The organism is Bacteroides sp. (assembly GCF_028690125.1).
Taxonomy (GTDB): Bacteria; Bacteroidota; Bacteroidia; order Bacteroidales; family Bacteroidaceae; genus Bacteroides.
This window is the reverse complement of the sequence record NZ_JAQVBV010000003.1, coordinates 187,442-198,828: the sequence shown is the minus strand read 5'-3', so window position 1 is coordinate 198,828 and position 11,387 is coordinate 187,442. Positions and strand designations below refer to the sequence as shown.

Here is an 11,387-nt window from a genome sequence, read left to right as displayed (position 1 = left end):
CTTCTTTTGTACAATCCTAATTTTAAATACCATGGAAATAACTCCCATTCATAGACCCAAGATTGTAGTAATCGGCAGTTGCAACACTGATATGGTTGTCAAAGCCAACAGACTACCTGTGCCCGGTGAGACTATTCTGGGAGGGACTTTTTACATGAATCCGGGTGGTAAAGGAGCCAATCAGGCAATTGCCGCTTCGAGACTAGGAGCCGAAGTCACATTTATCTCCAAAATAGGATATGATTTATTCGGGCTACAGGCCTTGGAAATATATAAATTGGAGAAGATTAATACCGAATTTATCTTCACCGATCAGAAAAGCCCTTCAGGAGTTGCACTTATATCGGTCGATTCTTTTGGTGAAAACAGTATTATCGTTGCGCCGGGAGCAAGCCGTTCACTTTCTTTGGAGGACATAGATAAAGCCAAAGAAAAAATAAGAGAAGCTGACATCGTACTTATGCAACTGGAAGTTCCTTTAGAGACAGTAGAATATGCAGCATCCATTGCCTTTGAATATGGTAAAAAAGTCATCCTCAATCCTGCACCGGCCTCTACATTAAGTGACTCCTTTTTAAAAAATGTACATACTATACTCCCCAACCGTATCGAAGCAGAAATGTTGTCAGGGATCAAGGTTATAGATACTGAAAGTGCGCACCGGGCTGCCGAAGCCATTGGAGAGAAAGGAATCGAGAACGTTGTTATCACATTGGGAAAAGACGGGGCTTACGTAAAAGAAAAAGACGAATATACCATGATTCAGGCTAAAGAGGTGGCAACAATTGATACAACCGGAGCCGGAGATGTGTTTTGTGGAGCATTCAGCGTTCATTTGTCCGAGGGACACAGTTTGCCGGAAGCAGTCAGATTTGCCAATGCCACAGCAGCACTTGCTGTAACTCGCATTGGTGCTCAAAGTGCCATTCCGTATAAGAGAGAAGTGATATTACAAGAATAAACCTAAGTCGAATAAATAAATCTATAATCAAATGAAAATTGTAGTTGTTGGAAGTTCAAATATCGATATGGTAGCGCAAGTCAGCCATATTCCGGCACCCGGAGAAACAGTAGGGAATGCCAGCTTTATTCAGTCATTTGGCGGAAAAGGTGCCAATCAAGCCGTTGCAGCAGGAAGACTTGGAGGTTCTGTAACATTCGTTACCGCCTTAGGCAATGATATGTATGCAGATATTCTGAAAAAGCATTTCAAAGCAGAAGGGATCATGACAGATTATATCATCGACGATGCCAATCACCCCACAGGAACTGCACTTATCTATGTTGCCAATAGTGGTGAAAACTGTATAGCAGTAGCTCCCGGAGCTAATTTTTCCTTACTACCCGAATGCATCACTCAATTCTCTGAAGTAATAGAGGAAGCAGATATCATTGTGATGCAAGCTGAGATCCCTTATGAAACAATAAAAAAGACAGCCTTATTAGCCAAACAAAAAGGCAAAAAAGTATTGTTTAACCCTGCACCCGCCTGTCTGATCGACGAGGAATTGATGACAGCCATTGACATATTAGTAGTCAATGAACTGGAGGCATCTTTCATTTCCCGAATCGAATATACAGGGAATAATCTGGAGGATATTGCTCAAACCCTATTAAGATCCGGAGCACGTAATATTGTGATTACTTTGGGAAGTCAAGGAGTCTACATGAAAAACGAACGGGAAACCATGCAACTTCCGGGTTACAAAGTAAAGGCTATTGATACAGTAGCAGCAGGCGACACTTTCTGTGGAGCATTAGCTGTTGTTTGTGCGAAAAAGGAAATAGACAAGGAGGCACTTAATTTTGCAAATGCAGCAGCAGCAATTGCAGTAACCCGACTAGGGGCACAACCCTCAATTCCGACTCTCGACGAAGTAAATACCTTCATGCAAAACCATTAAATAAAATCCTTAAACTCCACAATACCATGTTTATCGTAAACAGTTACACATTAGCAGTCATATTCTGCTTCATCACAATGATCTGTTGGGGTTCCTGGGGAAATACCCAGAAACTAGCCAGTAAGAATTGGCGCTACGAACTTTACTATTGGGATTATACCATAGGTATTCTATTATTTGCCCTTCTTTCAGTATTTACTTTAGGCAGCTTCGGAAGTTCCGGTGTAGGTTTTCTTGAAAACATACGACAAGTAAGCACAGAGAACATAGTTAGTGCCTTGATCGGAGGTATCATCTTTAATGCTTCCAATATTCTCCTGGCGGCTTCCGTATCTATAGCAGGAATGGCTGTAGCTTTCCCTCTTGGTGTAGGATTAGCACTGGTATTGGGAGTATTCATCAACTATTTAAGTGCTCCCAAAGGAGATCCGATCTGGTTATTCACAGGAGTACTACTGATTGTCATAGCCATTATCTGTAATGGAATAGCCGCCGGACAAAAACAAAAAGAAAGCGCAAGCAGCAGCAAAAAGGGAATCATTCTGGCAGCAATTGCCGGCATACTGATGTCTTTCTTCTACCGTTTTGTAGCTGCTTCCATGGATTTAAATAACTTCGAATCACCGACTGCGGGAATGGCAACTCCCTATACAGCATTTTTCATCTTTACCATCGGCATTTTTCTTAGTAATTTTGTGTTCAACACCTTAGTGATGAAACATCCTTTTGTCGGAAAACCGGTCACTTACAAAGAATACTTTGCCGGAAAAGCCAGTACGCATCTAGTCGGAATCTTAGGCGGCTGTATCTGGGGATTGGGAACAGCACTAAGCTATATTGCAGCCGGGAAAGCCGGAGCAGCTATCTCCTACGCGTTAGGACAAGGTGCTCCTATGATTGCTGCCCTATGGGGGGTATTCATCTGGAAAGAATTCAGTGGTTCCAGCAAAAAGATCGACTTACTGCTGACCATCATGTTCATTCTGTTCATTCTGGGACTGATTCTTATCATTTTATCAGGAGGAAATTAATATTTTACATACTGTTTACTAAAAAGATCAAACTACATGAAAAACACTTTATTCTTATTCAGTTTCATTTCTGCCATATTCTTGTTTACTTCCGGTAAAGGATATGCAAAAAATGAGAAGCAAAACAATCGAATAATCAATGTAATCTTTGATACCGACATTGGTAATGACATTGACGATGTTTTGGCTCTGGACATGCTGTATAAATACACGGATTCCGGTCGGTTAAAAATACTGGGTATCATGAACAACAAAGATAGTCAATACTCAACCGAGTTCATAGATATCATGAATACCTGGTATGGCTATCCTAAAATTCCCATTGGAAAACTTAAAGATGGAGTTACCATTGATGATTATGTAAACTATGCACAGAATGTGTGTAAGCTCGAAGAAAATGGAATTCCTTTATTCAAAAGGAGTCGAAAAAAATACAGCGAGCTGCCCGATGCGCACATTCTGTACCGCAAGTTATTAGCTAAGCAGCCGGATCACTCTGTCACAATTATCTCTGTAGGTTTTTCTACAAACTTAGCACGCTTATTAGAAACTCCGGCAGACAAATATTCCTCTCTGACAGGAAAAGAACTAGTTGCCAAGAAAGTCAAGTTACTTTCTGTTATGGCGGGATGTTTCAATACAAATCCTATAAAAGAGTTTAATATCGTCAATGATATACCTTCTGCTCAAAAGCTGTTCGCAGAATGGCCCGGACAAATTGTGGTCTCACCATTTGGCGTAGGTTCAAAAATTCAATTTCCGGCTAAAGTAATAGAAAATGATTTCAACTGGGGAGTCAGCCATCCAATGGTTGAAGGATATCTGCACTATCGTCCCATGCCTTATGACAGAGCAACATGGGATCTCACAGCAACACTCTATGCGACTGAACCGGACAGTGTATTTTTCAATCAATCCGAACGAGGCAACATAGTAGTAACCAATGAAGGTATCACCCAATTCAATCCTTCATCAAATGGTCAGCACATCTATCTTTCCGTTGATAATCAACAGGCACAAAGGATAAAAGATTATTTCATCAGATTAATCACCCAAAAGCCTAAGAATATGCATATAAAGCAATAACTTAGGATAAAAAACAAGGATTAAAGCTAATAGCTTGTACCGATAAATAAAAATCAAGTGAAAGTTGAAAAGATAGAGGATGGCTCCAATGCTCCGCTAAAGTCATAAAATTATATCATCTATTCCGACTAGATAATATTATAATATTCCATCAAAAGAGACTACTTCATTTTTTTTGAAGAGTCTCTTTTTTTATAGTTTCATCTTTTACATCGCCAAGCATCACTATCGTTTTACTACCATATAATGCAATAAACAGACTATTTAAAACCTATTTTATATATTTACAATACAAAATAAATATATCTGAATTTACAAAAAACTACCTTATTCATATATGAATAGGCATAAGAATAATCGGATGAATAGCGATTGAATTACCTCACCAACAACAGAATTATATGAGAAACTATTTTGCCATACGTAGTTCTACAATCAATGGACGATGATCGGATGCCACAGGCTCATTCAGAACTTCGGCAGATTTAACAGTAAATCCTTTCATGTTCCGCTTTAAAGCTACAATATAATCTATAGTAATTTTAGGTTTAGAAGAGGGAAAAGTATATTGCTGAGGATTGGATATGATCTGAAAATCTGTTTGTAACCCCTTTATAAACTCAGAATCTGGTTGGGCATTCATATCCCCTGCCAGAAACAATGGCTTCTTAGAATTAGAAGAGGAAACAAAATCCTTGAGTATCTGTAAGGACTTTATACGATCCGCTTCTGTAAGTGACATATGAGTGCAACAATAAATGTAATCTTTAAATTCTGCCAGAATCAGCATACGCGCTTCTTCTTTTCCCGGTAAAGCCATAGTCTGCAAACGAATCGGAACATTTTTAGACAATAGTCCGATTCCATACTTTCCTCCATCATGATTTATAGCCGGAGCATAATACGCGTGCATCCCGGTAAGTTCGGCAAGTTCACCCAATACATATTTCTTCCCACTCCGGTTAGTCATACTGTCCAATTCCTGCACAGCTACAATATCGGGGGCAGCTTTATTAATTACATTTGCTATACGCTGGTAATTACAGACATTATCCATGCCATTTGCATTTTTGACGTTATAACTCATCAGCTTCAATGTATGCTGGGCTTGTGCCGAAAGAATAAAGAGACTCGTAAGAATCAATAAAAAGATACTTTTCATGTTTTTCATTCAATTTATAATTATTAGACTTCCCAAAGGTAAGAAAAAAACAAAAAGCTACAAAGATATGTAGTCATACCTTTATAGCTTTTATTATCAACTTTTTATATTTATCAGATGTTTCCTCTGACCCGATCATCAAAGGCAGAAAGTGCAGCTTTTGCGCCTTCGCCCATAGAAATAATAATCTGTTTGTAGGGCACGGTAGACACATCTCCCGCCGCATAAATCCCCGTAACATTGGTACGGCAAAAAGCATCGATCACGATCTCACCTGCACGATTAGTCTCCACCAGTTCACGAAATACTCCACTATTGGCTGTCAATCCGATCTGTACGAATACTCCGTCCAGCTCTACCAAACGTTCTTCCTCCGTTTTACGGTCTTTCACACGCAGGGCAGTCAGTTTATCTCCATTACCGATAACTTCGGTAGTCTGCGAACTTACATACACCTCTACATTCGGCAAACTTCTGAGTTTTTCCTGAAGGACCTGATCAGCTTTCAGTTCATCCATAAACTCGAATACGGTAACCCTGGAACATATCCCTGCCAGATCAATAGCTGCTTCCACACCGGAATTTCCACCGCCAACTACCGCTACGTGTTTGTCTGCGTAGAAAGGACCGTCACAATGAGGACAGAAAGCAACACCTCTCCCGATATATTCTGTTTCTCCCGGAACATTCAGTTTACGCCAACTTGCCCCCGTTGCAATAATCAATGCAGGAGTAACCAGTTTCTCACCTACAGAGGTAGTGACTAGTTTTTCTTTCCCCGCAATTTCCAGCTTTTCAATCTTCCGATGTTCCAGCAAATCTACCGGATAACGGAGTAAATGAGTTTTCAGGTTATCAGCCAGCTCATTTCCCGTAGTTTCCGGAACAGAAATCAGATTCTCGATTCCTACTGTCTCCTTCACCTGACCGCCTATCCGTTCTGCAACAATTGCAACTTTCAGTCCTTTCCGTACAGAATAGATAGCAGCAGAAACACCCGCAGGTCCTCCTCCGGCTACAATTACATCATATTGCTTCTCCTCTGTCGAAAGCGAAGCCTCATCCACGCCATACTGCTCTTCAAGTTTCGCCAGTAATTCGCCAAACTCACCGCGACCAACATGAATCAATTTTCCGTCAGCAAATACAGAAGGCACTCCTTGAATCTTCAAGGCCTCTACTTCTGCCTGATTCAAAGCTCCGTCCACCATCTCATGCGAAATAGACGGGTTCAGCGTAGTCATGGCATTCAAAGCCTGCACTACGTCCGGACAGTTGGTACAAGTCAGCGATATATATGTAGTCAGCCGAATGGGCCCCTTCAGTGCCTTTACGCGGCTACATACCCCCTCGTCGGGGAAGTTTTTGCCCTTACCATCGAGATTCAGGATAGCAAGTAGCAAAGAAGTAAATTCGTGTCCATTAGGGATTCCTCTAAAAGTAATACCGGTAGGGGCACCATTCTTCAAGATCGTAAACTGCAACCCGTCTCCTTCCTCCACAGTGCAAGTCAGGTGATCGGAACAAGCAGCTACATCTCCCAGAAGCTCCAGTAGCTCATTCCGGTTTTCGTGTTGTGACGATACATTTATGGCGAAGGTAAAATTCGCCGCCAATCCGGCGAATATACCTTTTAATTGTTCTTTTAATGCTGAATCTAACATATCTTCTCTCCTTTTATTTCTTTAAAAAAAGGTCGGCAGCGTTCCCCGTTACCGACCTTTCGTATACATATTCAAGGCAGTTTATCAAATTTTACCTACCAGATCAATACTCGGTTTCAGAGTAGATTCACCCTTCTTCCACTTAGCCGGGCAAACTTCTCCTACATGAGTCGCTACAAACTGAGCAGCTTCTACTTTACGAAGTAATTCGCTGGCGTCACGACCAATATTATTATCATTCAGTTCAACGATTTTAATCTTTCCTTCCGGATTTACTACGAACGTGCCACGGTAAGCCATTCCTTCCTCTTCAATATAAACACCCAGTGCACGGCTCAACGCACCGGTCGGGTCTGCCAGCATCGGATACTGAATCTTACGGATACTTTCAGAAGTATCATGCCAAGCTTTGTGTACAAAATGTGAATCAGTACTTACCGAATAAATTTCCACTCCCATCTCCTTGAACTTGTCGTACTTCTCAGCCATATCCACCAGCTCTGTGGGACATACGAAAGTAAAGTCGGCAGGGTAGAAGAAAAGAATCGCCCATTTACCTTTCAGATCTTTGTTAGTGATAGTTTTGAAAACTCCGTTGTGAAAAGCCTGAACACTGAATTCGGGAAGTTGAGAATTTAATATTGGTTCCATAATCTTTTTACTTTTTATTATTTTTAATTGATTGACTTATAACAGTAGAAACGTTTTTTTGTTTTTCGTTTCTGATGCAAAGATAAAGGCAGAGTGGGTGCCTTTGCAAGAAAAGTCCAATCGAATAAATCTATGCCCTGATAGATGAAACTAATGATTTACTTAAAGTTATATAAGTAATGCCCATTAATAACTAATTCTGTGTATTTTTGTACCAATAATACAAAAAACTATTTTAGGTAGTGATGAAACATCCTCTTTCCCAATTCCTATATTGCCCGGAATGTGGCTCTTCTCATTTTGATATCCATAATGAGAAGTCTAAAAAATGTGCAACTTGCGGCTTTGTTTACTATTTCAATCCTTCATCGGCAACGGTTGCACTTATTCTGAATGATAAAAACGAGTTATTGGTTTGCCGTCGTGCCAAAGAGCCGGCAAAAGGAACGCTCGATCTTCCGGGAGGTTTTATTGATATGAACGAGACAGGCGAAGAAGGTGTTGCCCGCGAAGTCATGGAGGAAACCGGCCTGAAAGTAAAAGAGACCGCTTACTTATTTTCACTGCCCAATATCTATATTTATTCCGGTTTTCCGGTTCATACACTGGATATGTTTTTCCGTTGTACCGTAGAAAATACGGAACACATCTCTGCAATGGACGATGTATCCGACTCGTTTTTTATACCTTTGCCGGAGATCAATCCCGAGGAATTCGGGCTGAATTCTATCCGTCAGGGGCTTAAAAAGTTCTTATCTATATAGATAAAGCATTAAAATACAGGCATATTTTATTTTTATCATTATCTTTGTAACCGCCATTTGTTTAATAACGATAATGGCACCTTTGCATAAATACCCGCTTATGAAAAAAGAAATTACCAGACTAATCTGTACAGCCATCTGCTGCACACCAATCATAGGATTGGCTCAGACGAGTGAACAAATCACTTCTCCTGACAACCTTTACAAAGAAGGAAAAGAACTTTTCTTTGAAAAGAATTATGCGGCAGCCGTACCTGCCCTGAAAGCTTTTGTCAAACAAAAACCAGTAGCAAGTCTTCTTCAGGAAGCTGAATATATGTTGGTCAGTTCGGCTTATGAACTGAAAGACAAAAACCGTATCGAACTGCTGCGTGGGTATCTCGACCATTATCCGGATACGCCTTACGCCAACCGTATTTATGCACTTATAGCCTCTTGCTATTTCTACGAAGGGAAGTATGACGAAGCACTGGCTCTTTTCAACTCCGCCCGACTCGACTTATTGAGTAATGAAGAACGTGACGATTTCACCTATCAGTTGGCCACTTGTTACCTGAAAACCGATAACCTGAAGGAAGCGGCTATCTGGTTTGAAACATTGCGTGCCAGCAGTTCTACATATGCCAAGGATTGCAGCTACTATCTGGCATACATCCGATATTCACAAAAACGCTACGATGAAGCATTAAAAGACTTCCTCCCTTTACAGGACGATCCGAAGTACAAAGCATTAGTGCCTTATTATATTGCAGAAATATACGCAATCAAGAAAAACTATGATAAGGCGCAGATTGTAGCACAAAACTATTTGTCGGCTTATCCCAATAACGAGCACGCTGCTGAGATGTATCGTATTTTAGGAGATGCTTATTATCATTTCGGACAATATCAGGAGGCAGTAGAAGCATTCAACAATTACCTGGACAGAGATCAATCCGCTCCACGGCGCGATGCTCTTTATATGTTAGGTCTTTCTTATTATCAGACGAAAGTTTATACCAAAGCTGCTGAAACGCTGGGTAGAGTTACCACAATCAACGATGCCCTGACACAAAATGCAAACCTGCATATGGGACTTTCTTACCTGCAATTAGCAGAGAAAAACAAAGCCCGTATGGCTTTCGAACAGGCGGCTGCTTCTGACGCTGACCTTCAAGTGAAGGAACAGGCAGCTTACAATTACGCACTATGTCTGCACGAAACCTCTTTCTCTGCTTTCGGTGAATCAGTTACTGCATTTGAGAAATTCCTGAATGAATTCCCGACTTCTCCGTATGCCGAAAAAGTGAGTAGCTATCTGGTGGAAGTTTATATGACTACCCGCAGCTATGAAGCCGCTTTAAAGTCAATCGACCGTATCACCCGCCCAAGCGCACAAATATTGGAAGCTAAACAGAAAATTTTGTTCCAGCTAGGTACACAAGCGTTTGCCAATGCCAACTTTGAGCAAGCACTCAGCTATCTGAACCAATCCATCGCCCTTGGTCAATACAATCGCCAGACAAAAGCGGATGCTTATTATTGGTGTGGCGAATCATACTACCGTCTGAATCGAATGACCGAAGCTGCCCGTGACTTCAACGCCTATCTGCAACTTACGTCACAACCTAATAATGAAATGTATGCGCTCGCCAACTACAACTTGGGATACATTGCTTTCCACCGCAAAGACTACCACCAAGCAAGCAATTATTTCCAGAAATACGTTCAGTTGGAGAAAGGTGAAAACACAACTGCTTTGGCAGATGCTTACAACCGTATCGGTGACTGCCATTTGAATATACGTGACTTTGAAGAAGCCAAACGTTATTATTCACAGGCTGAGCAAATGAATACTCCTTCCGGAGACTATTCTTTCTATCAACTAGCCCTTGTTTCGGGTCTGCAAAAAGACTACACTGGTAAGATTACTCTTTTAAATCGTCTGGTTGGCAAGTACCCGTCTTCCCCTTATGCAGTGAATGCCCTATATGAAAAGGGACGTTCCTATGTGTTGATGGAAAACAACGGTCAGGCAATTAACGCTTTCAAAGAATTACTTAACAGATACCCCGAAAGTCCTGTCAGCCGGAAAGCAGCTACAGAAATCGGCTTACTATATTACCAGAACGGAGATTTCAATCAGGCTATCCCAGCTTACAAACAAGTCGTTGAGAAATATCCGGGCAGTGAAGAAGCTCGTCTGGCTATGCGCGACTTGAAGTCAATCTATGTTGATATGAACCGCATCGACGAATTTGCTGCTTTAGCCAATGCAATGCCGGGAAATATTCGCTTCGACGCCAACGAGCAGGACTCGCTGACTTACGTTGCTGCCGAAAAGATTTATATGAAAGGACGGACAGAAGAAGCTAAGGGAAGCCTTGAGAAATATCTGCAAACCTTCCCGGAAGGAGCCTTGAGCCTGAATGCGCATTACTACCTCTGTCTCATCTGGAACGAGCAAAAGAATTATGATATGGTATTGCAACACTCCGGCAAGTTACTTGAATATCCTAATAACCCATTTGCCGAAGAAGCATTGATGATGCGTGCAGATGTACAATTCAATAAGTTACAGATGGCGGAAGCATTGGCTAGCTACAAGATGCTGAAAGAAAAAGCAAGTAACGTAGAGCGCCGCCAACTTGCCGAAACAGGTATCCTGCGTTGCGCATATGCGTTGAGAGACGATGTAGAAACGATTCAGGCAGCAACAGACCTCTTGGCTGAAGCCAAACTAAGCCCTGAACTGAAAAACGAAGCACTTTACTATCGTGGCAAAGCGTATATAAAGCAAAAAGCTGATCAGAAAGCCTTGGCTGACCTGCGTGAGCTTGCCAAAGACACCCGTAATCTGTATGGTGCAGAAGCCAAATACCTTGTTGCACAATCACTTTACGATACGCATCAATATACGGCAGCTGAGAAAGAGCTACTCGGTTATATCGAACAGAGTACCCCTCATGCCTACTGGCTTGCACGTAGTTTCGTCCTTTTATCTGATGTGTACGTAGCTATGGGTAAAGACCTGGATGCACGCCAATATCTGTTAAGTTTGCAGCAGAATTACAAAGGTGATGACGACATCGAGAGCATGATTGAAAGTAGACTACAGAAACTAAATAAGTAAAAGTTTGAAGAAT

Annotated in this window: 8 protein-coding genes and 1 pseudogene; 6 read left to right on the top strand and 3 right to left on the bottom strand. The window is 41.4% G+C overall.

Features of this window, described 5'->3' with window-relative positions; translation table 11 throughout:
• The first annotated feature begins 31 nt into the window (after window positions 1-31).
• Genes rbsK (PHO71_RS03585) through PHO71_RS03570 form a run of 4 tightly spaced genes read left to right on the top strand, consistent with a single transcriptional unit; the run spans window position 32 to window position 4,021 of the window.
• The gene (gene rbsK, locus PHO71_RS03585) at window positions 32-961 is read left to right on the top strand and encodes a ribokinase (RefSeq protein WP_300199013.1); all 930 of its coding nucleotides are present in this window, start codon (window positions 32-34) and stop codon (window positions 959-961) included.
• Between the two features lie 31 nt (window positions 962-992).
• Entirely contained in the window at window positions 993-1,904 is a 912-nt protein-coding gene (gene rbsK / locus PHO71_RS03580) for a ribokinase (protein WP_300199011.1), read from the top strand.
• Window positions 1,905-1,930: 26 nt separating this feature from the next.
• Entirely contained in the window at window positions 1,931-2,935 is a 1,005-nt protein-coding gene (locus PHO71_RS03575; protein WP_300199008.1) for a GRP family sugar transporter, read from the top strand.
• 36 nt (window positions 2,936-2,971) lie between these two features.
• On the top strand, window positions 2,972-4,021 hold the full coding sequence (locus tag PHO71_RS03570; protein ID WP_300199005.1) for a nucleoside hydrolase: 1,050 nt from the start codon (window positions 2,972-2,974) through the stop codon (window positions 4,019-4,021).
• A gap of 412 nt (window positions 4,022-4,433) precedes the next feature.
• Here PHO71_RS03570 and PHO71_RS03565 read toward each other — a convergent pair.
• The 3 genes and pseudogenes from PHO71_RS03565 to ahpC form a co-directional block, all read right to left on the bottom strand.
• Window positions 4,434-5,192: pseudogene (locus PHO71_RS03565) on the bottom strand (endonuclease/exonuclease/phosphatase family protein); the annotation flags it as partial.
• 104 nt (window positions 5,193-5,296) lie between these two features.
• Entirely contained in the window at window positions 5,297-6,847 is a 1,551-nt protein-coding gene (gene ahpF, locus PHO71_RS03560) for an alkyl hydroperoxide reductase subunit F (RefSeq protein ID WP_300199002.1), read from the bottom strand.
• Window positions 6,848-6,931: 84 nt separating this feature from the next.
• Window positions 6,932-7,498, bottom strand: coding sequence for an alkyl hydroperoxide reductase subunit C (ahpC, locus tag PHO71_RS03555; protein WP_300198999.1), 567 nt, complete (start codon window positions 7,496-7,498; stop codon window positions 6,932-6,934).
• Window positions 7,499-7,743: 245 nt separating this feature from the next.
• Between ahpC and PHO71_RS03550 the strand changes: the two genes are divergently transcribed.
• On the top strand, window positions 7,744-8,262 hold the full coding sequence (locus PHO71_RS03550; protein ID WP_300198997.1) for an NUDIX domain-containing protein: 519 nt from the start codon (window positions 7,744-7,746) through the stop codon (window positions 8,260-8,262).
• Window positions 8,263-8,362: 100 nt separating this feature from the next.
• Window positions 8,363-11,374: a tetratricopeptide repeat protein gene (locus PHO71_RS03545; protein ID WP_300198994.1), complete on the top strand. Its 3,012-nt coding sequence runs from the start codon at window positions 8,363-8,365 to the stop codon at window positions 11,372-11,374.
• Window positions 11,375-11,387 lie beyond the last annotated feature (13 nt).